At 68.4% G+C, this 23,944-nt stretch carries 23 protein-coding genes; 13 read left to right on the top strand and 10 right to left on the bottom strand.

The features are described from left to right. Positions 1-78: 78 nt before the first annotated feature. Positions 79-771 carry an SRPBCC family protein gene (locus tag J9611_RS13930; RefSeq protein ID WP_211880966.1) on the bottom strand — a complete coding sequence of 231 codons (693 nt, stop codon included), beginning with the start codon at positions 769-771 and terminating at the stop codon, positions 79-81. Further along, entirely contained in the window at positions 764-1,447 is a 684-nt protein-coding gene (locus J9611_RS13925) for an ArsR/SmtB family transcription factor (RefSeq protein ID WP_211880964.1), read from the bottom strand. The genes J9611_RS13930 and J9611_RS13925 overlap by 8 nt, the downstream gene beginning before the upstream one ends. A gap of 169 nt (positions 1,448-1,616) precedes the next feature. On the opposite strand from J9611_RS13925, the gene J9611_RS13920 reads away from it, so the two are divergent. Together J9611_RS13920 and J9611_RS13915 are read left to right on the top strand one after the other, a co-directional pair. Continuing rightward, positions 1,617-2,555 carry an RluA family pseudouridine synthase gene (locus J9611_RS13920; RefSeq protein ID WP_211880982.1) on the top strand — a complete coding sequence of 313 codons (939 nt, stop codon included), beginning with the start codon at positions 1,617-1,619 and terminating at the stop codon, positions 2,553-2,555. Positions 2,556-2,610: 55 nt separating this feature from the next. After that, on the top strand, positions 2,611-3,258 hold the full coding sequence (locus J9611_RS13915) for a DedA family protein (protein WP_211880963.1): 648 nt from the start codon (positions 2,611-2,613) through the stop codon (positions 3,256-3,258). A gap of 1 nt (position 3,259) precedes the next feature. Here J9611_RS13915 and J9611_RS13910 read toward each other — a convergent pair whose 3' ends face one another. The 3 genes from J9611_RS13910 to J9611_RS13900 form a co-directional block, all read right to left on the bottom strand. Beyond that, positions 3,260-3,565 carry a hypothetical protein gene (locus J9611_RS13910; protein ID WP_211880962.1) on the bottom strand — a complete coding sequence of 102 codons (306 nt, stop codon included), beginning with the start codon at positions 3,563-3,565 and terminating at the stop codon, positions 3,260-3,262. 184 nt (positions 3,566-3,749) lie between these two features. Next, positions 3,750-6,563 (bottom strand): phosphoenolpyruvate carboxylase, encoded by a 2,814-nt coding sequence (gene ppc / locus J9611_RS13905; RefSeq protein WP_211880961.1) that lies wholly within the window; start codon positions 6,561-6,563, stop codon positions 3,750-3,752. Between the two features lie 161 nt (positions 6,564-6,724). Further along, positions 6,725-7,405 carry an NADPH-dependent F420 reductase gene (locus tag J9611_RS13900; protein WP_211880960.1) on the bottom strand — a complete coding sequence of 227 codons (681 nt, stop codon included), beginning with the start codon at positions 7,403-7,405 and terminating at the stop codon, positions 6,725-6,727. A 158-nt stretch (positions 7,406-7,563) separates the two neighbouring features. On the opposite strand from J9611_RS13900, the gene J9611_RS13895 reads away from it, so the two are divergent. Continuing rightward, positions 7,564-8,403, top strand: coding sequence for a DUF1684 domain-containing protein (locus J9611_RS13895; RefSeq protein ID WP_211880958.1), 840 nt, complete (start codon positions 7,564-7,566; stop codon positions 8,401-8,403). A gap of 163 nt (positions 8,404-8,566) precedes the next feature. On the opposite strand, the gene J9611_RS13890 is transcribed toward J9611_RS13895, so the two are convergent. Both J9611_RS13890 and J9611_RS13885 read right to left on the bottom strand, forming a co-directional pair. Beyond that, entirely contained in the window at positions 8,567-9,796 is a 1,230-nt protein-coding gene (locus J9611_RS13890) for an acyl-CoA dehydrogenase family protein (protein WP_372447791.1), read from the bottom strand. Positions 9,797-9,825: 29 nt separating this feature from the next. Next, the gene (locus J9611_RS13885) at positions 9,826-10,716 is read right to left on the bottom strand and encodes an SDR family NAD(P)-dependent oxidoreductase (RefSeq protein ID WP_211880957.1); all 891 of its coding nucleotides are present in this window, start codon (positions 10,714-10,716) and stop codon (positions 9,826-9,828) included. Between the two features lie 169 nt (positions 10,717-10,885). Here J9611_RS13885 and J9611_RS13880 point away from each other — a divergent pair, with 169 nt between their 5' ends. The 4 genes from J9611_RS13880 to J9611_RS13865 all read left to right on the top strand — a co-directional run bounded on the left by J9611_RS13880 (position 10,886) and on the right by J9611_RS13865 (position 16,084). Further along, positions 10,886-12,091: a glycoside hydrolase family 76 protein gene (locus tag J9611_RS13880; protein ID WP_211880956.1), complete on the top strand. Its 1,206-nt coding sequence runs from the start codon at positions 10,886-10,888 to the stop codon at positions 12,089-12,091. A gap of 167 nt (positions 12,092-12,258) precedes the next feature. Beyond that, entirely contained in the window at positions 12,259-13,314 is a 1,056-nt protein-coding gene (locus J9611_RS13875) for an iron ABC transporter substrate-binding protein (protein ID WP_211880955.1), read from the top strand. 5 nt (positions 13,315-13,319) lie between these two features. After that, positions 13,320-14,912, top strand: a complete 1,593-nt coding sequence (locus J9611_RS13870; protein WP_211880954.1) for an ABC transporter permease — start codon at positions 13,320-13,322, stop codon at positions 14,910-14,912. Beyond that, positions 14,909-16,084 (top strand): ABC transporter ATP-binding protein, encoded by a 1,176-nt coding sequence (locus tag J9611_RS13865; protein WP_211880953.1) that lies wholly within the window; start codon positions 14,909-14,911, stop codon positions 16,082-16,084. The genes J9611_RS13870 and J9611_RS13865 overlap by 4 nt, the downstream gene beginning before the upstream one ends. An 81-nt stretch (positions 16,085-16,165) precedes the next feature. Here J9611_RS13865 and J9611_RS13860 read toward each other — a convergent pair whose 3' ends face one another. Beyond that, positions 16,166-16,762, bottom strand: coding sequence for a YdeI/OmpD-associated family protein (locus tag J9611_RS13860; RefSeq protein WP_211880951.1), 597 nt, complete (start codon positions 16,760-16,762; stop codon positions 16,166-16,168). A gap of 93 nt (positions 16,763-16,855) precedes the next feature. Here J9611_RS13860 and J9611_RS13855 point away from each other — a divergent pair, with 93 nt between their 5' ends. The 6 genes from J9611_RS13855 (at position 16,856) to J9611_RS13830 (ending at position 22,404) form a co-directional block, all read left to right on the top strand. Beyond that, positions 16,856-17,614, top strand: coding sequence for a VOC family protein (locus J9611_RS13855; RefSeq protein WP_211880950.1), 759 nt, complete (start codon positions 16,856-16,858; stop codon positions 17,612-17,614). Positions 17,615-17,657: 43 nt separating this feature from the next. After that, complete coding sequence (locus J9611_RS13850) at positions 17,658-18,197, top strand: NUDIX hydrolase family protein (RefSeq protein WP_211880949.1); 540 nt, start codon at positions 17,658-17,660, stop codon at positions 18,195-18,197. A gap of 115 nt (positions 18,198-18,312) precedes the next feature. Continuing rightward, complete coding sequence (locus tag J9611_RS13845) at positions 18,313-19,338, top strand: DUF6707 family protein (protein WP_211880948.1); 1,026 nt, start codon at positions 18,313-18,315, stop codon at positions 19,336-19,338. A 134-nt stretch (positions 19,339-19,472) separates the two neighbouring features. Continuing rightward, positions 19,473-20,198, top strand: coding sequence for an SRPBCC family protein (locus J9611_RS13840; RefSeq protein ID WP_211880947.1), 726 nt, complete (start codon positions 19,473-19,475; stop codon positions 20,196-20,198). Between the two features lie 33 nt (positions 20,199-20,231). Further along, entirely contained in the window at positions 20,232-21,539 is a 1,308-nt protein-coding gene (gene tgt, locus J9611_RS13835; protein WP_211880945.1) for a tRNA guanosine(34) transglycosylase Tgt, read from the top strand. A gap of 181 nt (positions 21,540-21,720) precedes the next feature. Beyond that, positions 21,721-22,404, top strand: coding sequence for a type IV toxin-antitoxin system AbiEi family antitoxin domain-containing protein (locus J9611_RS13830; protein WP_211880944.1), 684 nt, complete (start codon positions 21,721-21,723; stop codon positions 22,402-22,404). 207 nt (positions 22,405-22,611) lie between these two features. On the opposite strand, the gene J9611_RS13825 is transcribed toward J9611_RS13830, so the two are convergent. Continuing rightward, entirely contained in the window at positions 22,612-22,851 is a 240-nt protein-coding gene (locus J9611_RS13825; protein ID WP_211880943.1) for an NfeD family protein, read from the bottom strand. Between the two features lie 18 nt (positions 22,852-22,869). Further along, positions 22,870-23,880, bottom strand: a complete 1,011-nt coding sequence (locus J9611_RS13820; RefSeq protein WP_211880942.1) for a hypothetical protein — start codon at positions 23,878-23,880, stop codon at positions 22,870-22,872. Positions 23,881-23,944 lie beyond the last annotated feature (64 nt).

The raw sequence follows: 23,944 nt of genomic DNA, 5'->3' as shown, positions 1-23,944 counted from the left end.
ATCCGGAATCCGCGCCTCGCCAGGTATTTGCGCACCGCCAGCCAGAAACCGTGTCGGCAGGCGAACCGCGCCGCCAGACTAGGCGTAGACCTTTCCGAGGAACCCACCCCAGGCCTTCGCCGTGGCCTCGGAGTCCCCGCGGCCACTGAAGTCGTGGACGGTCATGCCCACCGGCGCCCCGAAGGCGTTCCTGCCGAAGAACCGGTACAGGGTGTCGGCCGTCCGCAGGCCCAGGAAGTTCCCGTTGGAGAAGTCCACTTCCCCGGAGAGCGTCGCCACGCCGTCGAGCTCCAACTCCACGGCGCTGCCCGCCGCCGCATCCGTGACGCCCAGGGCAGTCTTGAGCCGGTCGAAGCCGTCCGGGGTCTGTGACGCGGCCGGCGCCTGGACGTCCGTGAATACCACAGGCCTGCCGTCGAAGTACTTCAGGTACTGGCCCAGGGTGTGCAGGTAGAAGGCGGTGTGCTTGCTGGCGCCGTCGTACTGCTCGTCCCAGTTGTCCGCGAAGATGCCGCTGTGGACGTAGTGCAGCCGGGCGCGGCCGCCGTCGAGCGGTTCGAGTACATGCTCGAGCTGGTTGAACCAGCCGTCCGGGCCCTCCATCCGGGACACCAGATGGGCGGGGTATTCCTCCACCGTCCTGACCGCCGGCCACTGGTCCGTGGGGAACATCCAGGCCGGGGTGTCCTGGGTGACCGCCTCCCAGACCCGTTCCGGGGTGCCGGGCAGCTCGGCGTCGTAGACGATCTCGAAATTCCGCTTGTCAGTCATTGTCCTGCTCCTTTGTTGGTGGTGTTTTGGTTGGCTTGAGTGTCGGATGAAGGGCGACGACGAGCCGGTGCTTGCGCCCCGCCGCAGTGCCGGTGGTGGTGCCAGCCGCACTGGCGACGGCGCCGGTACCCGCCGCGCCGGCCGGCCCCCCGGTCCCGCCGTCGTGGTACTTGTCCACGAGCCGGGCCACCGCTACGCCGAGCTCCTCGGCGAAGGCGCCCCGGTCGGCGGCGGACCGGAAGGTGATCTCGCCGTCGATCGCGAAGGTGGCGAGTTTCTGCCTCGCCGCCGCGGCGCCGGCGATCAACTGGCCCATCTCCTGGACCATCCGGCCGGCGAGCGCCAGCAGCCAGAACGCTGAGAACCGGTCCGAGAACCGGTGCGGATCCGGGGCCACGGCGGCCAGCGCCGCCGGTGAGATCAGGTAGGAGGCCGCCGTCGCCCGCAGGATGCGTTCGGTGACGTTGCCCTTCCGGCGTTCCTCCACGAGCCCCACCAGCCCGTGCCGTTCGAGGGCCTTGAGGTGGTAGTTCACCTTCTGCCGCGGCAGCCCAAGCCTGGCGGCGAGCTGCGTGGCCGAGCCGGGCTCGACGAGCTCGCGCAGGATGCGGGTCCGGATGGGGTCCAGCGAGGCCTCCGCCGCGGCCGGATCCTCGATCACTTCGATGTCCAACATGGTTCAAGTGTGCCAACCGACAGTTTTAGTTGTCAAGAACTTTTTTATTGTCGGTGGCCACGGTTTGTCCAGTTCGCCGGAACCGTTCCGCGCCGCCGGGAGCTTACGGCGATCCGGCAGGTGACCGGCGATCTCGCGGCCGGACCCGGCAAAGTAGAATGGACCCGTGATGCAATCCCCCCTCCCCGTGCGCGACGGCGTGAACGCGACCCGCCTGCGCCTCCCGGCGGAGGGTCCGTGGGGAACGGCACTGGACTACATGATGCACCGCTGGGGCCACATCGATCCCCAGGGCATCGAGGACCGGTTCGACGCCGGGGAGATCGTCGGCGAGGCCGGCCTGCCGCTGGACGGCGCGACCCCGCTGCAGGACCACACCTTCATCTGGTACTACCGCACCCTGCCGCCCGAGACCCGGATCCCGGTGGAACTGGACATCCTGCACCAGGACGAGCACCTCCTCGTCGTCGACAAGCCGCACTTCCTGCCCACCACTCCAGGCGGCACGTACATCCAGGAATCCGCCCTGGTCCGGCTCCGGAACCAGCTGGATCTGCCGGACCTGATCCCGATGCACCGGCTGGACCGCATGACCGCCGGAATCCTGCTGCTCTCCACCAATCCCGGGACCCGCGGCAGGTACCAGGTGCTCTTCGAGAAGCGCCAGGTCCGGAAGGAATACGAGTGCGTGGCCGCGGCCCGGCCCGCACCCGGCCATCCCGCCGTCGACTTTCCCGTGGTGGTGCGCAACCGCATGACCAAGTCCCGCAGCTACCTCCTCGCCGAGGTGGTCGACGGCGAGCCCAACACGGAGACCCGCATCGAGCTGCTGGAAAAGCTCGACGGCGGCGCCCGCGGCTCCGACACCCCCCGCGCGCTGTACCGGCTGGAACCGCACTCGGGCAAGACCCACCAGCTCCGCGTGCACATGGCGTCGCTGGGTCTGGGGATCGTCAACGACGCGTTCTATCCCGAACTGCTGGACAAGGCCCCGGACGACTATTCCAGGCCGCTGCAGCTGCTGGCCCGCGGAATCCGTTTCGTCGATCCCATCACCGGCAGCCCGGTGGAGTACCGCAGCCGGCTGGAGCTCAGCGAGGCACGCTAGCCCGTCATGGACCGCCGGCGGCAGGGAACAGCCCGAAGTGCGGTACCTTGTGCGCATGGACTTGGGCAACGCGGACAGCTGGGGCGTGGCGATCTACTTCTGGATCATGCCGGCAGTCCTCGGCGACGCTATTTTCCCGCCGATCCCCTCCGAGATGCTGGTCATCACCGGCGGCGCGCTGTCCGCGGAGGGTCGTGCCAACGCGTTCCTGGTGGTGGCGCTCGCCGCGCTGGCGTCCTGGCTCGGCGATCTCCTGGTCTTCCAGCTCTTCAAGCGGCGCCTGAGCCATGTGCTCGACCGCTGGAAATGGGGCCGGGTGTTCCACGCCGCGGTCCACCGGGCCATCGCGCGGGCCGGCCGGTCCTCGACCTACGGGGCGATCATCGGGGTCCGCTTCATCCCCGGGGGACGGCTCGCGACCACGGCAGCCGCAGGCATCGCCAATGTCTCCACCCGCGGCTTCAGCCTCTGCGCCGCCCTCGGGGGAACCCTCTGGGCGGTCTGGTCCGTCGCCCTGGGCTATTTCACCGGCTCCGCCACGGGGCTGCCGTTCTGGGCGAGCTCGCTGATCGGCGTCGGCGTCGGCCTGGTGATCGGCGCCGTCGTGGGCGTGATCGTGACGCGCCGCCGGGGCGGCCGCTCCCCCGTCGTTGAACCCGCCGGTGATCTCGCCGGTGACCCCGATGAGGAACTGGACTTCTGAGTCAGACGGGCGTCCAGCGGCCGCGGCTGCGGCGGAGGACGGTGAGGTTTCCGGTCACCGCAACGCGTTCGACGGCGTCGCGCACCATCGCTGCCGCTTCCCGCGCCTGGCTGTTCTCGCCGCTGTACGAGGTGGGCTCGACCAGGAAGCGCAGGTTCAGCTGGGGAACCCCGCCGGCCAGCTCCAGCTGGTTTGATTCCACGTGGTGGCGCGTTTCAAGCGCCTCCACAGCAGCGGCCATCACGGCCTCCGGAGGGTTGCCCGGCTTGAGCCCGGTGATCTTCAGTCTGGTCTGGAACGACGGCATGGACCAACCCTAGCCGCGCCGGCACACCCTCCCTCACATCCTGCAGCCAAACCGGCGACGCTCCCGCACATTTCGCAAGCCAACCCGCGACGCTCCCGCACATGACGTGAGGGAGCGCCGGGCAGAAACCCGCGGAACCTGAGGGAGCGTCGGAGGGGTGCGGGAAGGACTAACTCAACACATATCAGCCCGTGTTGCGCAGGCCGGCGGCGACCCCGTTGACGGTGATGAGCATGGCGCGCTGGAGGCGTTCGTCGATCTCCGCGCCGGAGATGCCCGCGGCGGCTTCGGCCCGGATGCGGCGCAGCAGCTCCACCTGCAGGTAGCTGATCGGGTCCAGGTACTGGTCCCGGATCTCCAGCGAGCGCTTCAGGGTGGGCTGGGCATCGAGGATGACGTGCTCGCCGGTGAGGTTCTGGATCTCGGCGACGGTGAGCTCGTATTCGGCCCGGATGGTGCCGAACAGATGGTGCAGCTCCTCCGGGACCAGGGTGGAGACGTAGTAGCCGGCAACGTCCATGTCCGTCTTCGCCAGGGTCATCTCCACATTGGAGAGCACCGAGCGGAAGAAGTGCCAGCCGTCCATCATCTCCACCAGCTGGGCCGAGTGGCCTGCCTCGCGCGCTGCCTTGAGTCCGGAGCCGACGCCGAACCAGCCCGGGACGATCTGCCGCGACTGGGTCCAGCCGAACACCCACGGGATGGCGCGCAGGCCGTCGAGCCCGGAGCCGGAATCCGGCCGCTTGGACGGCCGCGAGCCGATGTTCAGCGAGCCGAGCTGCTCCACCGGGGTCGACGCCATGAAGTAGGCGGGCAGGTCCGGATGGTCGATCAGCGTCCGGTAGCGGGCGAACGCCGCATCGGAGACGGTCTCCATGACGTCACCGTAACGCACCCGCTGGTCTTCGGAGGTACGCGGTGTACGGTGCAGCGCGGAACCCTGCATGACCGCCGCGAGCGAGAGTTCCAGGTTCTCCCGGGCCAGTTCGGGCAGCGAATACTTGTCCGAGATGACCTCGCCCTGCTCGGTGAACTTGATTTCACCTTCCAGCACGCCGTTCGGCTGGGCCATGATCGCGTCGTAGGTCGGTCCGCCGCCACGGCCCACGGAGCCGCCGCGGCCGTGGAAGAGCCGCACCCGGACGCCGTGCTTCGCCGCCACATCCCGCAGCTTGCGCTGGGTCTTGTAGATTTCCCACTGGCTTGTCATCACCCCGGATTCCTTATTGGAGTCCGAGTAGCCCAGCATGATCTCCTGCACGTCGCCGCGCAGCCGGACCAGCTCGCGGTAGGACGGGTCGGAGAGCAGCCGGTCCACGATTTCGGCCGAGGCGCGCAGTTCCTCCACCGTCTCCAGCAGCGGCGCGAAGCCGATCCTGGCGTAGGGCCCCTCGCCGAAGAGGTTCACCAGGCCGGCCTCGCGGGCCAGCACGGCAGCGGCCAGGACGTCGTCCGCGCCGCGGGTCATGGACACGATATAGGTCTCGATCACGTCGGGGCCGTAGGTGCGCAGGGCGCGCCGGATCTCCCGGAAGACGTCGTACGTGCCGTCCGCGACGCCGTCGAGCTTGATCGGGTGGCCGGACAGCGGCCGGCGGGAGGCGAGCTCGGATCCGAGCACCTCGAGGCGCTCGGCCCGGCTCAGTTCCGCGTAGCGGACGCCGGGGCCGCCCAGGCGGTCCATCAGCTGGCCGACGGCGTCATGGTGGTGGTCCGCATGCTCGCGGATGTCCAGGGTGGCCAGGTGCAGACCGAAGGAGGCGACGGCGCGGCGGACCCGGGCCAGGGCGCCGTCGGCCGCCAGCGCCGCATGGTGGTTCCGCAGGGACCGCTCCAGCAGGCCCAGCTCGGCGAGGAGCTCCGCGGTGGCGGCGTAGTCGCGGCCGGGCTCGTGCGGGGATCCGGCCCCCACGCGCCGTCTGGTGTTCAGCAGCTTGGCCTTGATGCAGGTGAGCTTGAGCCGGTACGGCTCCTGCGCGTTCAGTTCAAGGACCCTGGGGTCCAGGCCCGGCAGGTTCGCCAGGTCGACGTCGATCGAGTCCAGCAGCTCCTGGTCCGCCGCGGCGAGCGCCGTCGAGTTGGACAGGATGGAGATGAGTCCGTCGATCATGCCGATGCTGATCCGCACGGCGTGCTGGTTCTGGAGCTGCAGGACCTCGTGCGTGACGGCCGGGGTGACGTTCGGGTTGCCGTCCCGGTCGCCGCCGATCCAGGAGCCGAACCGGATCGGGGCCTTCCCGGCGGGGAGGGTCACTCCGTGCTCGGCGAGCAGCTCTGACAGGTCCGAGAGCATCTCCGGCATCGCGTCGGTGAGGATTCCGGTGAGGTAGTAGATGGCGTTCCGGGCCTCGTCCACCGGGGTGGGCCTGACCTGGCGGAGCTCGTCCGTCTGCCACATCTGGTCGATCACCTCGGCGAGCTGGCGGTCCTGGCGACGGCGCCCCGAGGTGCCTTCCGCGGTGGATTCGGCCAGGATGTCGGAGAGCCGGCGGACCTTGTCCAGCACGGAGCGGCGCGAGGCCTCGGTGGGGTGCGCGGTGAAGATGGGCCGGACGTCCAGCTCGTTCACGACTTCCTGCAGCACGGACGTGCCGGCCTTCGCGGCGATGTCCGTGACCGCCCTGGCGAGCCAGCCGTCCTTTTCCGGGCGCGTGCGCAGCCCGCGGACCCGGTGGACCTGCTCGGCGGCGTTGGCCAGGTGGAAGTAGAACGCGAAGGCGCGGACCAGATCGGTGGCCTGCTCCAGGGGCAGGGAGCCGAGCAGTTCGCGGACCTGGGCGACGACGTCGTACGAGCTCCACGGACCGGTGGCGTCGGCACCGCCCCGGGCCGCCTCCTTCGATTCCTTGGTCAGCAGGCGCACCTGCTCCACGAGGTCCAGGAGTTCCGGGCCGTGCTGGCGGACCAGGGATTCGCCGAGGAGGGTGGAGACCCGCCGGACGTCGGCCCGCAGTTCGGAGGCGAGATCAGTGCCGGGATTCATTGCAGTGGCGGCCATGGAAACCTGTCTTTCGAGGGTTCGACGTGGCTCGTACACTGCGCTGGATACTGTGAGCCCGGTTACGTGTTCCTATGGGATGTTACCCGGCTCACGGGCAGGGTGGGAATCCGTCTCAAATAGTGTCCGGCCCTTGGACCCGGCTCCCATGCCCCGGACACCTACCGGACGATCTTGAAGTTGAATTGCCCGGTTCCGAGCGCCCCCCAGAGCCGCAGCCAGAGCGGCATGATCATTTCGGCGCCGCGCGCGGTGGTGATGTCGCCCAAATCGATGATGTCCCGGTGCCCGAAGCCCTTGAGGAGCCCTGCCACGGTCTTCTTGGCCTCCGCGTCGTTTCCGGAGACGAACACCGAGTGGTCTCCCCCGGCCACCGCCGCCGGATCCACCATCACGCTGGCCGTCATGGTGTTGAGGGTCTTGACTACCCTGGCTTCCGGGAATGCACGCTGGATCTGCTCGGCAAGGCTGTCCGTGTTCACCGGGCTCAACGACGGCGGCATGCCGTGGGAGAAGTCGAGCGGGTTCGCGACGTCGATGACGACCTTGCCGGCCAGGTTTGCGGCCCCGGCGGCGGTCAGCGCCCCGAGGGACCCTCCGCCGTTGGTGGCGTTGACGACGATGTCAGCGCCGGCAGCGGCCTCGGCGAAAGCGGCGACGCCGATCTGGCTGTGCGCCGCGTGCCACTGGGCAAAGGGCGCGGCCCCCATGCGGCCCGGCTCGGTCCGCGCCAGCGTGGCCTGCGGGTCGCGAGTGCCGATGACCACGTCATGCCCCAGCCCGGCCAGGGCGCCTGCGAGGGTGGGGCCAACGGTTCCGGTGCCAAGCACAGCTATTTTCATGGCGTTCCCACTCCATAATCCAAGGGGTGGACGGCTCCGTCCACGGTTGTGGCCGAAGATACCAGCCGGACCTGCCCGCGGCAATGACCCTTGGTTGAATTCACCGCACCGGACTTCGGTTGTATGTTGGGCAGTAAGTCACCGCTTTGGAGGAACCCATGGACGCTCTGAACACCGCCGCCGACGCACAAATCGAGGCCCAACAGGCCCGCTGGCAGCGCTTCCGCGACAGCCGCAACACCGCCCTGGCCGCGGAGCACGGCTGGCTGACGCTGACCTCGTTCCAGTGGCTGGAGGACCGGCCGGCCGCCGCAGAGCCCGCCCCGGGGCTGTGGTCCACGGACGGCACGACGGCGTTCCTCACCGCCGCCGCGGCCGACGGGCTGACGCTGGTGGAGACCGGCGAGCCTGTGGACGGCACCAGCAGTGCGACGCTTGCGGATGAGGAATCGCTGATGTGGGTGCAGTACGGCGGCGGGGACGGCCGGCAGGTCGTCGTCGAACTGGCCATGCGGGCCGACCGGTACGCCATCCGCACCCGGGACTCGCAGTCGCCCGTGCTCACCGGATTCGACGGCGTGCCCACCTTCGGCTTCCGGCCGGAACTGGTGGTCGAGGCCAGGTTCGTGCCGTATCCGGAGCCGGTGGACGTCCCCATCGGCACCGCCAACCCGCTGGTGGACGGGATCCACCGCTCCGTCGGCGAGCTGGTATTCCGGCTGCCGGGCACGGAACACGAATTCCACCTCCAGGCCGAAGAGGAGAGGCTCGGCGCCCTGACGGTGACGTTCCACGACGAGACCAACGGCGAATCAACCGACGAGTGGCGGAAGGTGTCCACGGCCAGGCCCCGCCCGGACAACACGGTGGTCCTGGACTTCAACCGGGCTATCAACTATCCCAGCGCCTTCACCCCCTACGGCACCTGCCCCATGCCGGTGAAGAACAACAGCCTGGACTACCGGATCGAGGCCGGCGAAAAGCAGCCCTTCCCCTGAGGCCCGCCCCGGCTGCGCCCGCCGGCCCGGAACGGAAGCCCAGATCGGAAGCCCGAACGGACATTTGAGGCCCCAAAATCAGCGGATTCGGGGCGCCAAGTGTCCGTTCGGGCCGGGGTTCGGGCGGGGCGAAGGTGGCGATGGGGGTGGGGCCGCCCGCCGGCTACACGATCGCGGAGATCCCGGTGACCGCCCGGCCCACGATCAGCGTGTTGATCTCGTACGAGCCCTCGTAGGTGTAGATCGCCTCGGCGTCGGCGAAGATCTTGGCCATCCGGTAGTCGGTGACAATCCCGTTGCCGCCCAGCAGTGACCGGCCCATCGCCACGGTTTCCCGCATCCTGGCGCTGACATAGGACTTCGCAAGGGACACCTGCGCCATGTCCGCGGCGCCCCGCTCCTGCAGCTGCGCGATCCGGACCATCATCCCCATGCTCGCCACGGCGTTGCCGAGCATCGTCACGAGCTGCTGCTGGACCAGCTGGAACTTCGCCAGCGGCCGCCCGAACTGCCGGCGTTCGACGGCGTACTGCCGGGCGACGTCAAACGCTGCCAGCTGCTGCCCGACCCCCTGCCACGCGACCATGATCCGGGAGCCGCGCAGGAGTTCGTTGGTGTCCTCGAAACTGTTGATCCCGGCGAAGCGGTCCGCCTCCGCCACCCGAACATCCCGGAAGACGATGTCGGCGTTCTGCACCGTGCGCAGCGCGATCTTGTTCTCGATCCTGCTCCGGCCCACCCCGGGCAGGTTCGCGTCCACGATGAAGCCGCGGATGCCGCCGTCGGCCTCGTCCCGCGCCCACACGAGCAGGTAGTCGCAGAACGTCCCGTTGCCGATCCAGCGCTTGGCCCCGTTGAGCACCCAATAGTCACCGGCCGCTCCCCCGGAGACCCGCCGGGCCCGGGTTTCCATGCCGCCGGCGACGTCGGAGCCGTGGTCCGGCTCGGTCAGCGCGAAGGCGCCCGTGGTCCGGAGGCTCGCGGCGTCCTCGAGCAGGCGCGCCTTCTGCTCAGCCGAGCCGAAACCGTGGAGCGACTCCACAAAAAGGCCGTGGTGGACCAGGAAGAACGTGGCCAGCGAGGTGTCCACGCGGGTCATCTCGGCGATGACGATCCCGGCGAACAGGTGGGTGTAACCGCGCCGGGCCGGGGCGCTCAGCTCGAGCGCCGCCAGCTTGGGCAGGATGTGCGCCGGGAATTCGGCCTTGTTCCACCAGTCACCGGCGTACGGGGCGACGTCGCGGGCCAGGAACCGGCGCAGCTCCCCCAGCTTCTCCTGCTCCGCCGCGCCGAGCAGGGATTCGAAGTCGAAGAAGTCGGCCGCGGGCAGCCCCGCCGTCGAAGCGGCCGGGGCCGCCGGAGTCGCCGAACCAGAGGACCCAGGGGAACCCACTGAAGCCGCCGGGGAGCCAGCCGGAACGGTCACTTCGGGCCCATCCGGATGGCGCCGTCGAGGCGGATGGTCTCGCCGTTGAGCATCGCGTTGTCGACGATGTGCGCGGCCAGGTTCGCGTACTCTGCGGGGCGGCCGAGCCGGGACGGGTGCGGCACCTGATGGCCGAGGGAGTCCTGCGCCTCCTGCGGCAGCCCGGCCATCATCGGTGTTTCGAAGATCCCCGGCGCAATCGTGACAACCCGGACCAGCGAGCGCGCCAGTTCACGGGCGATCGGCAGCGTCATGGCGGCCACGGCGCCCTTGGAGGCGGCGTAGGCGGGCTGGCCGATCTGGCCGTCGAAGGCGGCGACGGAGGCGGTGTTGATGATGACGCCGCGCTCCGGACCGCCCAGCTCCGTCACGGCAGGCTCGGTGGCCGCCATCGCGGCGGCGGCCAGGCGGATCACGTTGAAGGTGCCCACGAGGTTGATCTGGATGACGCGGTTGAAGTTTTCCAGCGGCAGCACGCCGTCGCGGCCCAGCACCTTGCCGGGGGTGACGATCCCGGCACAGTTCACCACGATCCGCAGCGGGCCCAGGGCGACGGCGGCGTCGACGGCGGCCTGCACCTGCGCCTCGTCGGTGACGTCGGCGGGGACAAAGACCGCCTTGTTGGCCGGCTTCACAGGATCCCCGGCTTCCGGCGGGGGGCTCCCGGCTTCCGGGGGGTTTCCGGCTTCCGGGGGGTTTCCGGCTTCCGGGCTGCCCGGGCCCGCCGCCCGCCGGTCGTTCAGCGCGGCGGCGAACGCCTCCCCCGCAGAGCCCGGCAGGTCCAGCAGCACGACGGATGCGCCGGCGTCGAACAGCCGCCTCGCCGTTGCCGCCCCCAGCCCCGAGGCCCCGCCGGTAATCAGCGCGACAGTACCTTTGATGTCCATCCATCCTCCTTGATGTGGAACCGGATCCCCGCCGCGGGACGCGCCATGAGGTGCACGGCAGCAATCGGCTGCAGGGAAACATAAGTTAGTGAATGTTAACTGAAAGGCGGGCGTCCCGCACCTTCCCGAAGATCGCGCCCCGGATGCGCCCCGCCACTAGGCTGGAGCCATGACGCCCGCAGACGCCACCGGCAACCCGGACTGGTCCTTCCGCGCCGACGAGGGAGCCCGCGCGGTGACCAGGCTTTTCGGGCAGCGGCTGTTCTTCCTGCCCGGGACCCACATCGCCGCGACCACCCGGCCCTCCAGCCGGTTGAAGAACCTGGCCCGGCCCTGGCACTACTGGTGGCAGGCGCAGTACCTGGACTGCCTCGTCGACGCCGCGCGGCGGGAGCGTCGCGGCGAGGTCCGCCCAGGGGCCAAATTCGACGGCAAGAACCGGCCGGGAGCCGGGAAGCTGGCTTCCCGGCTGCTCACCGGCATCCGGCTGCGCAACTTCCTGACGGTCGTCAACAGCTACTACGACGACATGGCCTGGCTGGCCCTCGCCACCCTGCGGCTGGAGAAAATTGCCGAGGACGCCAGCCAACCGGGCAGCCGGCGCAACACCCGCGTCCTGCAGCGACTGACCCGGCAGTTCGACGCCGCCTCCACGGACGATCTGGGCGGCGGGACGTTCTGGAGCACGAAGCGCGACTTCAAGAACACGCCCGCCACCGCCCCCATCGCGCTCTACTACGCCCGGACCGGCCACGCCGCCAAGGCCCAGGCCCTGCTGGACTGGCTCGATGCCCGGCTCTACGACCCCGGCCAGGGCATGTACCAGGACGGGCTGCGGATCAGCAGCGCCGGGGAGGTGCTGCTGGAAAGCGCCATCTACACCTACAACCAGGGCCCCGTCCTCGGCGCCCTGCTGGAACTCGGCGGTGCGGCAAACCTCGAGCGGGCCTCCTCCCTCGTCGCAGCGGTGGCGCGCAGCCTCACCCTGGCGGCCCCGCCGGCGGGGCGCAGCGCCACGGTGCTGCGCTGCGAGGGAACGGGCGACGGCGGCCTCTTCACCGGGATCCTCGTCCGGTATCTGGCGCTCGCGGCCGTGGACGAGCGCCTGCCGGCCGGGACCCGGGCCACGGCTGCCCGGCTCGTGACGGACACCGCAGAAGCCTTCTGGGAAGGCCGCCGCATCCTTCCGGCCAAGGATCCGCTCGCCCGCCGCGGCGGCCGCGTGGTGTTCTCCAGCCGGCCGGAACTGCCGGCGCGCCGCAGCTACCCGGCGGGCGCCGCCGTCGAACTGTCCACCCAGCTCCAGGCCTGGATGGTGCTGGAGGCGGCCGCGGCCGTCGCCGGGAACGTGGCCGCTACCACATCCGGAAATTAGGTCATGCAACAGTGACGTAATTGATGTGATCCTGATCACATACGCTGCAATCGGTTTGGTTGCTTAGGTTTGGCTAACCTACAGTTTTGCGTAGTGAGCATGCCCTAACTTCCCCGCTCACGGGGGGCTAGGGAATCAACGACCTTTTCCTTGCAGAAAGCAGTCCCATGAAGATCCGCACCAACGCGCTGGCAGGCATCGCCCTCGCCGCCACCGCCGCTCTCGGCCTGGCAGCCTGTGGCTCCTCCGCCACCCCCGCCGCCACCGGCTCCGCCTCCGCCGGCTCCACGGCGGCCGGCGAAATCACGGTCTACAACGCCCAGCACGAGGAACTGACCCAGGAATGGGTTGACGCCTTCACCAAGGAGACCGGCATCAAGGTCACCGTCCGTAACGGCGAAGACCCCGAAATGGCGAACCAGATCATCCAGGAAGGCGCCGCCTCGCCGGCCGACGTCTTCCTCACGGAGAACTCCCCTGCCATTGCCCAGGTCGAGAACGCCGGGCTCTTCGCGGACGTCGACAAGGCCACGGTTGACCAGGTCCCGGCCGCCTACCGTCCCTCCACGAACAAGTGGACCGGCATCGCCGCCCGCTCCACGGTGCTGGTCTACAACAAGTCCAAGCTCACCGAGGACAAGCTGCCCAAATCCCTGCTGGACCTGGCCAAGCCGGAGTGGAAGGGCAAGTGGGCTGCTGCCCCGACAGGCGCCGACTTCCAGGCCATCGTTTCCGCGCTGCTCGAGCTCAAGGGCGAAGCCGCCACCGACGAGTGGCTCAAGAGCATGAAAGACAACGCCAAGGCCTACAACGGCAACAGCTCCGCGATGAAGGCCGTCAACGCCGGTGAAGTGGACACCGCACTGATCTACCACTACTACTACTTCGGTGACCAGGCGAAGACCGGCGAGAACTCCCAGAACATCGGTCAGTACTACTTCAAGAGCCAGGATCCGGGCGCCTTCGTGTCCCTCTCCGGCGGCGGCGTCCTGAAGTCCTCCAAGAACGCGGCGGCCGCCCAGGCCTTCCTTAAATTCCTTACCGGCAAGACGGGCCAGGAGGTCCTCCAGAAGGGCACCTCCTACGAGTACGCCATCGCTTCCGATGTCCCGGCGAATGACAAGCTCGTGCCGTTGAAGGAGCTTCAGGCGCCCACCGTCGATCCTGCCAAGCTCAACTCCGCCAAGGTCACCGAGCTGATGACCAAGGCAGGACTGCTGTAACCATAGTGACAACCAAGCTGGCTGCTCCCGGAACCATAGGGGGCACGACGACGGCGGGCAGGGGCAAGCGCCCCCGCCCGCCTTTCGGCGTTTCTGTTGTCGCGATCCTGGCGGTCCTGATCGCCTTGTTCTCGCTGATCCCGCTGGGCTACGTGGGCGTCATGACGGCCGCCACCGGCTGGGACACCGCCATCGCCCTGATCTTCCGGCCGCGCGTCGGCGAACTCCTGCTGAACACGGTGCTGCTGGTGGTGGTCACCGTACCGCTCTGCCTCGTGCTCGGCGTGGGCGGCGCCTGGCTCGTGGAACGCACCCACCTCAAGGGCCGCAAATGGTGGGCCGTGCTCCTCGCCGCCCCCTTGGCCATCCCGGCCTTCGTCAACAGCTACGCCTGGGTTTCCGCGGTGCCCTCGCTCGCGGGTCTGGGCTCCGGCGTCCTGATCGCCACCCTGTCCTACTTCCCCCTCGTGTATATCCCGGCCGCCGCAACGCTCAGCCGGCTGGACCCGGCCATCGAGCAGTCCGCCGCGTCCCTGGGGCTCGGTGCCTGGCGTGCCTTCTTCCGTGTGGTGCTGCCCCAGCTTCGCATCGCCATGACCGGCGGCGCCCTGCTGGTATCCCTGCACCTGCTGGCCGAGTACGGCGCCTTCGCGATGATCCGCTTTGACACCTTCACCACCGCGATCATGGTGCAGTACCGGTCCACGTTCAACGGGACGGCCGGGAACATGCTGGCCAGCGTGCTCGTCTTCATCTGCCTCATCCTGCTGCTCATGGAAGTCCGCAGCCGCGGCAGCGCCCGCTACGCCAGGGTGGGCTCCGGCGCCCAGGGCCGCGCCCTGCGGCTGCCGCTGCACGCCTACCAGCTCCCCGCCCAGCTGTTCCTGCTCGCCCTCACCGCGCTGGCCTTCGGGCTTCCGCTGTCCTTCGTGCTGCGCTGGATCATTGCCGGCGGCCCGGGGATCTGGACCGCGGATGAATTCCTGCCGGCGCTCCTGCAGACCCTCGGCTACGGCCTGGGCGGGGCCGCCGCCACGACCGTGGTCGCATTCCCGATGGCGTACCTGGCCGTGCGGCATCCCAACTGGTTCAGCAAGGCCCTGGAACTGTCCAACTACGTCACCAGCTCCATGCCCGGGATCGTGGTGGGCCTGGCATTCGTGACCGTGAGCATCCGGCTGGTGCCCGGCATATACCAGACCGCCGGGCTCCTGGTCGCGGCCTACGTGCTGCTGTTCCTGCCGCGGGCACTGGTCAATATCCGTTCCGGCCTGTCCCAGGCGCCCAAGGAGCTCGACGAGGCCGCCCAGGTGCTCGGCAAGCCTCCCCTGATGTCCTTCATCCGGGTGACGCTGCGACTCACGGCCCCCGCCGCCGCGGGCGGGGCGGCGCTGGTGTTCCTCGGAATCGTCAACGAGCTCACGGCGACCCTGCTGCTCTCCCCCAACGGGACCCGGACCCTGGCCACCGAGTTCTGGAGCAAGAGCAGCGCGATCGACTATGCCGGCGCCGCCCCGTACGCCCTGCTGATGATCCTGATCTCGGCACCGATGACCTATCTCCTTTTCCAGCAGTCCAAGAAAGCAGCGGGACAGTGACCGATTATTCCCCTTCGCGGCTCCCGGAGCCCCGGATCGCCGCGTCCGTGGCCACCAGCACCAACAACCACCTGGAGATCGAGGCGGTCACCAAGAACTTCGGCTCCCAGGCCGTGCTCAAGGGCGTCAACCTTTCGGTGGCCCAGGGCGGTACGACGGCGATCGTCGGACCGTCCGGCTCCGGCAAGACCACGCTGCTGCGGCTGATTGCCGGCTTCGAGCACCCCGACACCGGCAGCATTGCCCTGAACGGCAGCAAGGTGGCAGGCGACGGCGTGTGGGTCCCGGCGCACAAGCGCCACGTCGGCTACGTGGCGCAGGACGGGGCCCTGTTCCCGCACCTGACCGTCGGCCAGAACATCTCCTTCGGACTCGACGCCTCAAGCCTCCCGGGCCGGCACCGGGGCATCAAGGCCCGCGTCAGCGAACTGCTGGACATGGTCTCCCTGGACCCGGCCATGGCCAAACGGCGTCCGCATGAACTCTCCGGCGGCCAGCAGCAGCGCGTGGCCTTGGCCCGTGCCCTGGCCCGCGAACCCGAACTCATGCTGCTGGATGAACCCTTCTCCGCCCTCGACGCAGGCCTCCGCGTGGCCACCCGGCGGGCCGTCGGCAAAGTGCTGAAAGACGCCGGCGTGACCACGATCCTGGTGACGCACGACCAGGGCGAGGCCTTGTCCTTCGCCGACCAGGTCGCCGTCATGCGGGACGGGAAACTTGCGCAGATCGGCAACCCCTTCATCGTCTACACGCGCCCGGCGGACCGGGCCACCGCGGAGTTCCTGGGCGACGCCGTCATCCTCGACGCCTGGATGGAAGGCTCCCTGGCCACCTGCTCGCTGGGCGGCATCCCGGTGCGCCGGCCACCCGCCCAGGGCCGGGTCCAGCTGATGCTGCGTCCCGAGCAGATCCGGATCGCCGAGGACGGACCCATCCGCGGCACGGTCGTGGACACCGACTACTTCGGTCCGGAGACCACGGTGCGGCTCAAGCTCAACATTCCGCCGGTCCTCGCCGAGGGTGCCGTGGCCGACCACCGCTACCCCGGCGGCGGCGAGGTCATCACCATCCGGCACTGGAACGCCTCGATCACCCGCCCGGGCACCGAGCTCTGCCTGCGCGTGGTGGGCGAGGCCGTGGCCTTCCCCATGGAGGACCTGGCCCCCGAATGAGCAGCAGGGCCGCCTCGCCCGGCGCGCCCGGCTTAAGGGTGCTGCGCGGCCGGCAGGGCTCCTGGTTTCAGGGTGCTGCGTTCAGGACGCCGGCCGTTTGGCCTGCGGGTACGGGGTCTCGTGCCGGGCCAGCATCGCCACGAACCCGGCGATCTTCCGCTCGCGCGTCGAGGCCTGCCTGACCGCGTTGGTCCGGTAGATCAGGGCATAGCGGTTCACGGAGCTCAGGACGTCGAACATGGCCTGCGCGCGCGGCTCGGCGGCGATGGCCGCGGCGAGGTCCGCGGGAACTTCCGCCGTCGCCGCCCCCGGATAGGCGGCTTCCCAGCGCCCGTCCGCCTTCGCGCTCTCGACGGCGGCGCGGCCGGGAGCGGTCATCCTCCCGGCAGCCTCGAGACGCTCTGCCCGGTCCACGTTCCGCGCGGACCACCTGCTCTTCGGGCCCCGGCGGGTCATCCGCTGGAAGGAGCTCCCCTCGTCCCGGCGCCTGCCCTGGCCGTCGATCCAGCCGAAACAGAGCGCCTCCGCCAGGGCCGCATCGTAGTCCAGCTCCGTCACCGAGCCGCCCTTCTTATGCAGGACCAGCCACACGCCGGGACTCTCCGCGTGGTGCGCCTGCAGCCACGCGCGCCACCCGGCGGCGTCCTTCACCAACAGTTCCGCAAGCTCAACAGCCATGCCTTCATTTTCCACGAGGCTGCCCGGAACCGCGGCTTTGGTGGCACCATAGCCCTAAGAGCCCGAACCCGTCCCGTCCCCCGAGGAGCAACGATGCTGCGTGCCAGGCCTGTCCACTTCACCTCCCGCGCGGACCAGTGGGAGCGGCTCCTCACCGATCTGGGCCTGGTGAAGAGCGTAGACGGTACCGAATGGCGGGAGTTCGACGCCGGCGCCGGCCGCCTGGCCCTGCACCTGGCCGCGGCCGGTTCCGCCGAGGACGGCACCACCGCCTTCGGCGTCGAAGTGGGCGACCTCGCGGAGTTCGCCCGCCGCACCAACCAGGCCGGTGCGGAAACGGGAAATGCGCCGGCCGAGCTCATCCGGGCGGACCACGGCGATTCCTGCCGCATCACCGGCGAGGACGGCTTCACCTTCCTGGCCGACAAGGCCGCCAGGGGCGTCCCGGCCGCCAACACCGCGCCCGGCGCCGGCAGCGCGGACGCTGACCCGGCGCTCGCCGTCGTCGAGGTCTGGTTCACCGAGGATGCCGCCGCTGCCGCTGATACGCTGCGGAGCATCGGCGCCCGGTTCCGGCCCGTCCCCGACGACGACGAGACGGCTGACTTCACCGCCAAGAATGGCGGGGTGCTGATGGTGCGCCCGGGTTCCGGCCCGGCGCGGGCCGGGCTGGGCTTCGAGTACGGCGGCGATCTGGACGCCCTGCGGGGCCGGCTCACCGCGGCGGGGCATGATGTGACCCTGGTCGAAGAGGCGTTCGGCCGTTCCCTGCATGTGCCAAGTCCTGATGCGGACGGCGTTGCGGCCCATCATCCGGCGCTCTGGATCGCCTCGGCCCGGGGGCCCGCCTGAGTGTGACAACGTCGGACCTGCGGGGATGGGGTAGAACTTAACCATGAACGTTCGCACTCCCGACCCGAATCCCGGCTGGCTCTCCGACGACGACTTGTTTGAGGCGCGCGGCAGGCTGCCCATGGTCTACGTTGAGGCCGTTCCGGTCCGGCTGGATCCGCTCGGGTTCGTGAACGAGGTCGGCACCCTGCTGCAGGCCGACCAGGACGGCACCATGGTCCGCTCCCTGGTGTCCGGCCGGGTGTTGTACCGCGAGACCATCCGCGCGGCGCTGCTGCGCCATATGGAGAAGGACCTCGGCCCGCTGGCGTTCCCGCAACTGCCGATCAGCCCGGTGCCGTTCACCGTGGCCGAATACTTCCCGGCCCCGTCCCAGACGGGCTTCACCGATGACCGGCAGCACGCCGTTGCCCTGGCGTACATCATCCCGGTCACGGGTGAATGCTCCCCGCGCCAGGATGCCCTCGAGCTGACCTGGATGACCCCGCAGGAAGTCATGAGCCCGGACGTGCAGCTTGAATTCAACGGAGGCCGCGGCGCCCTCATCCGCCAGGCGCTGGCGTTCGCGGGCGTCGGCAACTAGGCCCCTCGGGGGCCCGGTGGAGGCCCCGGGACGCCCGGGGCATACGTGCGTCCCAGCTTCACGCCGCCGCCTTTGTAGACTGTTGGGCGGACCGCAAGAAATTTAAGGACTCCCGATGACCCACCCCCCAGCCTCCCGGAACTACATAGAACAGCAGGCTGGATCTCTGCAGGGCGGCGACCACCTGCTTCTGCCCGATGGAGACCGCTCCGCCGAAATCGAGCGCGTGGACGTCGAAACCGACGATTTCGGCTCGCCCGCCATGGTGCTGGCGACGCTCACGGGCGGCGGCATGCTCCGGATCGCGGCAGCGTCCACGGTCCTACTCACGGTGGCCGGGCCGGACGTGGACACCCCGGACGCCGTCCCCCCGCTGCCGTCCGGCCGGCTCCTCCCGCCGGAGGACTCTGCCGATGAGGACTCTGCCGAGGAGAGCGGCGAGGATGACAGCGCCGCCGCGGCTCCCGCCGTCGTCGTTCCTCCGCTTCCTGCCGGACCGCCTGCCGTGAGCGGCCCCAGCGACCAGGACCTGGCCCTCATCCCGGCGCCCGACGGCACGCCGGAATCGGTCGTGGAGGCCGTGGCCGAGGCCCACCCCCGCGCCGAGGGCGTGCTGCTGCTCAGCGAACGGCTGACCAAGGGCATCAACACCAAATCCGGCAGTTGCCTCAAGGACCTCAGCGATCTGGCCCACGAATTGTTCATCATCCTCAAGGACGCCGAGAACGCCCTGGCCGTCGCGGACCTGCTCAATGTCCTGCCGTTCGACGGCAACCCGGGCCGCTGGGCCTCGGTCGAGGCATCGCTGGCGCTGTCCAGCTACATCTGCCGCCAGCTGGGGCAGGAGGAACGCGCCGCCGTCTACGAGAGGTTCCTCCGCACCCCGGAGGCCATGGAAACCGACCCGTTCAAGGCCCGGATCAGCGCCAAGGTGCGCCAGCGTTCGCTCAACGAACCGAACCTCTATGACAAGGAAATCTTCCGCTCGATCGACAACTCGAATCCGGCTGCGGAACGGGACTGGCGGCTGCTGCGGCTCCAGTCGCTGCTGTTTCTGCGGGCCCACGGCGGCTCGGAAACCATCGGCGCGCGCGAACTGGAACGCCGGATCGGCAACGAACTCGAGTCGGTCCGCTCCTGACGCGGGCCGCATCGCCGCCCGTGCTGCGGCACGGGCGGCGGGCCAGGCGGCGGGCCAGGCGGCGGGCCAGGCGGCGGACTGCTGATTGCGGCCCGGCCCTACCCCGCCGCGGCCGGGCGTTGTAGATTCAGGCCATGACGAACAATCTGAGCGTTGTGATCAACTCCGACGCGCAGCAGGTTTGGACGATGCTGCGCGAACCCGCCAAAGTGGCCCAGTGGCACGGCTGGGAGACCGACGACCTGGCCGCCGAGATCAATCAGATCTATTTCAGCCCCAAGGTGGTCGAAGACGCGGACCACACGTCCCTGGTGGTCAACGGCGGGGACATCTTCACCCTGAAGCCGGTCCCCGCGGGCACGGAAGTCAGTGTCACCCGGGCCGCGATCGACCACAATTCCGAGTGGGCGGCCTGGGACGAGGACATCACCCAGGGCTGGCTGACCTTCCTCCAGCAGCTGCGCTTCGCGCTCGAACGCCATCCCCACGGCAAGCGCAGGACCTGCTTCTTCTCCGTGCCCGGGGGCGAAGATTCGGCCATCGAGAAGCTCGGGCTCAGCAACGTCCCGGCTCCCGGGGAACCCTACGACCTCACCCTGGCCACCGGCGAGGAGGTCTCCGGCAAGGTGTGGTTCCGCAGCAACCACCAGGTGGGCCTGACCGTCCACAACTACGCCGAGCACGGCGAAGGCCTGGTGATCGTGGCGGACCAGCCCACCATCCCGGAGATCCGGCCCGAGGGCGGTTCCCTCGTGATCGTCTCCACCTACGACCTGGGCGCCCACCGGCTCGAGGCCGTCCGCGGCCACTGGGACAAGTGGCGGGCTGAGAACTATCCCACATCCGACCCGCCGCACTGAGGCCTGCCGGGTGATAGCTGGCAGACTTGGACGGTGCCAGCGAATCCCGTCTCCGATCCTTTGCCCCCCGCGCCTGCCCGGCAGTCCGAATTCTCCTTCCGGGTGGGCAAGCGCCTGAGCGAAAGCTGCGCGCCGTCGGCCGGGCAGCTTGCCGCCAACGGCGGGGAATTCCTGGGCCGGACGGGCACCATCACCACCCCGCACGGCGAGATCCGGACGCCGGCGTTCATCGCGGTCGGCACCAAGGCCACGGTCAAATCCGTGCTGCCCGAGTCCATCGCCGAGCTGGGCGCGCAGGCCGTGCTGGCCAACGCCTACCACCTGTACCTGCAGCCGAGCGCGGAGATCCTGGACGAGGCCGGCGGCCTGGGTGCCTTCATGAACTGGCCCGGGCCCACCTTCACGGACTCCGGCGGGTTCCAGGTGATGAGCCTGGGCTCGGGGTTCAAGAAGGTCATCGACATGAAAACTGCGCCAGTTGCGGATACCGCAGTCCCCGACGACGCCGTCGCCCCCGGCAAGGAGCGCCTGGCCCACGTGGACGAGGACGGCGTGTGGTTCAAGAGCCACCTCAACGGCGACCGGCACCGTTTTAGCCCCGAGATCTCCATGAACGTCCAGCACCAGATCGGCGCGGACATCATGTTCGCTTTCGACGAGCTGACCACTCTGCAGAACTCCCGCGGGTACCAGGAGGAGTCACTGGAGCGCACCCGGCGCTGGGCCGAGCGGTGCCTCACCGAACACTTCCGGCTCACGAACGTGCGCGCCGGCAAGCCCTACCAGGCCCTGTTCGGCGTGATCCAGGGCGCCCAGTACGAGGACCTGCGCCGCAAGGCCTGCCGCGACCTCGGCGCGATGAACTTCGACGGCTACGGCATCGGCGGGGCGCTGGAGAAGGAGAATCTGGGCACGATCGTGCGCTGGTGCAACGAGGAACTGCCGCAGAACAAGCCGCGGCACCTGCTGGGCATCTCCGAGCCGGACGACATCTTCACGGCCATCGAGAACGGCGCCGACACCTTCGACTGCGTCTCCCCCACGCGGGTGGCCCGCAACTCGGCGTTCTACACGCCCACGGGCCGGTACAACCTCTCCGGCGCCCGGTACAAGCGCGACTTCGGCCCGCTGCAGGAAGGCTGCGACTGCTACGCCTGCCTGAATTACTCGCGGGCCTACATCCACCACCTGTTCAAGGCCAAGGAAATGGTCTCGGCCACGCTGATCTCCATCCACAACGAGCGCTTCGTGGTGAAGATGGTCGACGACGCCCGGCAGGCCATCGAGGCCGGCAACTTCTTCGAGTTCAAGGCCGAAACCCTGGGCCGGTACTACTCCTAGGTCCCCGCGCGCCGGGGGCCGCCGCGCACCGCCGGTCCGCCGACCACCGGCGAAATCGCCGGAATGCGGCTGGGTCGCCGGCGCGTTCGGGCGACCCTGAACCGTTCCGGCGACCCCGGGGTTTTCCACATAACGACGGCGGCGTCTACCGGTTGTTCCGCGCCCGGCAGAATCTGGGTGGATGACCCAGATTCAGGCACCTCGCCCGCAACTTCCGGAAACCGGAAACCTCTGGCGGACCGACCAGCTCCACGAGAGAGGGCTCAATTCGCGGGCAATCCGGCTGTTATTGAGCCACGGCAAGCTGGTCCGGCTGCGTTACGGCTGCTACCTCCGGGCTACATTGTGCGACAAGCAGTCCGCCACGATCCGCAGCAAGCAGTTGATCCACGCGCATGCCCACGGAACCCTTACGACGTCGACGGGAGACTTCGTCTACAGCCACACCTCGGCCGCCCGGCTGCACGGCCTGTTCCTCTGGAATGTGGACGATCTGATCCACATCCTGCTTCGGGTCCGTCCTTCCAACGAGCGCTTGGGCAAGGATGTCCGCGGGCACACCCGGCCGTACACGGAGGCGGACGTCCGGACCATTGGCAAGCTCCGGGGCACGACGCTGGAGCGGACAGTGGTGGACTGCGCCATGATGCTCAGCTACCGGCAGGCACTGGTGATCATGGATGCTTCTATATTCGTCAAGCGTTGGAGGGTGGGCAGGATCGCCGGTCCCGGTGCTCAGCTGCGCGCCCAAGGTGACCTAGCCCGGCTACTCTCAGGCGCCCGAAGCTATCTGAGGAGCTTGGGTGCTGCGTGGCCCACTGTTTTTGTTGTCCTCCACGTATCGACGAGATGCACAGACATCTGAGAGCCGACGGAATCAGCGATTAACCAGTTGGCGGCACTGGGTCAGACACATCTTCATTCCGCCATCAGGCCAACGAGACCGACGCTACGGCCCTGCCGCACAAAGCGTCGTGACGGGAAATAGAGACGCTCCCGGCCCGGCCATTGGAATGGCCGGGCCGGGAGCGCTGATTTAATTGCGACGTAAGAACGATCTGTATCCGGAAGATTAGCCTGCGTGGTCGGCTCGGTAAGCTCTGAGCGTATCTTCTCTGATCCATCTTCTGGTCAGGAAGGTGTCCAGAACGCAGGACGCGGCGAAGGTCGCCCAGGAAATCCATATAGGTGCGAGGCCCGCAAAAACCAATGCCATGACCGCAAGGATCACGGCACCAGCAGCATAGTTGTAGAACCGCCGCCCGGGAGTAGCTGCCAGCGCTTCTTGCCGTTCGCGAATGTAGTTCAGCATTGAGTCCCTTCAGGGAGTTTAGCGGCAGTATCCGCCAGTGTATCGGAAGGCCATAGCGCCGATCGGCGCCGGCGCGAGCTGAATGCATTCCCGCCTCGCGTTGGCAATGACCGCCTGGATAGAGATCTGAACTGCGGAGATGGCGCAGGCCCAGAGGGATATGGGCGACCACTTACCCGCCCAGCCGCATACGTGCAGCACATTGGAAGCGATTGAAGCCGTTGCTGTTTCATACCGGTTGAACTTGAGGACGGGAAACCAGCCGACCCAGCCGAACTGCGGATCGGCGACCACGGGGTATGCGATCCCTGCGGCATGGTGTTCAACGATCTGCACGAGGTTTCCGTCCCTGATCTCGTAGTGCGTGGCAACGTCTTTCCCGTTCGCGTCTTTTGCCCAGGCGGACATGAAGGCACCGATGGTTGTTCCGGTCGCGTCGACGACGAAAATGGCTCCTTCCGGTGCTGGTGCGTCAGCACTTTGCGGCATGTCCTTCGCTGCAACGAGTTTCGCGCCTGCGGGCAAAGTGAGGTCGTGTGTAATTTCCGTTGGAGCAGTGTTGTCTTCGAGGACTGTGTGAATACGGAACCCGGAAGTGGTCGCCTGTACGGTGTGTGCTGTGCTGTCCGAAGGGTCATAGACGACGCTTCCGTCCGCCGAGAGCACCCCACTGATTTCAGCGTCGGCACCGGTTCCCACATTGATCGTGAGGTCACCGTCAGCAGTGGCCAAGGTTGATCCCACAGGCTCGGAAGCGTCGAGTGGGATGGTGACTTCAACCTGTCCTGATTTCACGAACGACCCGTCAGCGGACTCGACGGCCGGCACTTCATCTGTTTTGAGTTCCGGCGCGGTTGCCGCGCTTACGATGGCTGCCAGATTGTTTGCTGAATCTTCCGAGGCCTCTGTGTTTGCCTGGACGCTTGACGTATCGCCGCTGGCCGGTTCATCCGAAGCCAGGGCAATATTGGCCGGTACTAAAAGTGAAATGGCTATCACCGTGGCCGTGGTGAGTGCTCGTATTTTCATGTCCCCCCTCAAGGCGCACTCCCCAGCGGAATGCTGATGCATCCTTACAGCATTTTTACGATTA

It is taken from the genome of Pseudarthrobacter albicanus (assembly GCF_018224015.1).
In the GTDB taxonomy this organism is placed as follows: domain Bacteria; phylum Actinomycetota; class Actinomycetes; order Actinomycetales; family Micrococcaceae; genus Arthrobacter; species Arthrobacter albicanus.
The sequence above is the reverse complement of the archived record's forward strand: the minus strand, read 5'-3'. Positions and strand labels throughout refer to the sequence as shown.